Below are 807 nucleotides of genomic sequence, written 5' to 3'. Positions count from 1 at the left end.
CGCAGGAAACTATGGCCGATCTTTGACATGCGTGGCTTACCCCGTACGCTTGATCCCGACTCATGCTGACGCGGATCGAGACCGGCAAATGCTACAGCTTGCTTGGCATTGTCGAAGCGTTCCGTGTCGGCGTAGTAAGACAGCAGTACGGGAATCGTACGCTCGCCCAGGCCGGGGATGCTATCGAGCAGCTCGCTCTTGTCGCGTAAATCCGGGTCGTCATCGATATGGCGTTTGATCGCCTTGATGAGTTCCTTGATCTGTCCATCAAGCCAGGCAATATGGTCCTCGATTCCTTTGCGTACCGCTTCGCGGGCAACGTCGAGCCGGTTTGTTTCCTGCAGTCGCATCGCTTGCAGCGCTTCCAGGCGCAGCACCATGGCGCGCAGGGCCTGTGCAGCGGGCGATGACTCTATCCAGGGTTCAGGCTGGCGCTCATGGGAGAAGTCAGCAATTAACTGCGCATCGACTTTATCAGTCTTGGTGCGCACCAGGCGCGAGGCGCCAAATGCCTTGATCTGCGCCGGATTGATAACGCTTACCACCATCCCGAGTCCTACCAAATAGTCTGCAACACCTTCCCAGTAGGTGCCAGTCGCTTCCATGCACACTCTCGGGCTGCCGGCATCGTGCTTGAGCAGCCATTCCTTCAGCGCAGCGAATCCCTTTTGATTGTTCTCTACTACCTTGTTGCGATGCTTGCCGTTGGTCAGGCGCAGCGCGCAGTCCAGCTTTGCCTTGGCAACGTCGATTCCTAAATGAAACATGTTGTGGTCCTCTTGCGATCTACCTTGTGAATGCGGGCTA

The 807-nt window shown here is 56.6% G+C and carries 1 protein-coding gene; it reads right to left on the bottom strand.

Going from position 1 to position 807, the window contains the following annotated elements:
* A partial coding sequence (locus GCM43_RS25460) for an IS110 family RNA-guided transposase (RefSeq protein WP_152248667.1) occupies nucleotides 1-767 on the bottom strand: 767 nt, incomplete at its 3' end.
* Between the last annotated feature and the right edge of the window lie 40 nt (nucleotides 768-807).

The sequence above is a fragment of the Janthinobacterium aquaticum genome (assembly GCF_009208565.1).
GTDB lineage: Bacteria > Pseudomonadota > Gammaproteobacteria > Burkholderiales > Burkholderiaceae_D > Janthinobacterium.
Note: the sequence above shows the minus strand (reverse complement) of the source record. Positions and strands in the feature narration are given on the sequence as shown.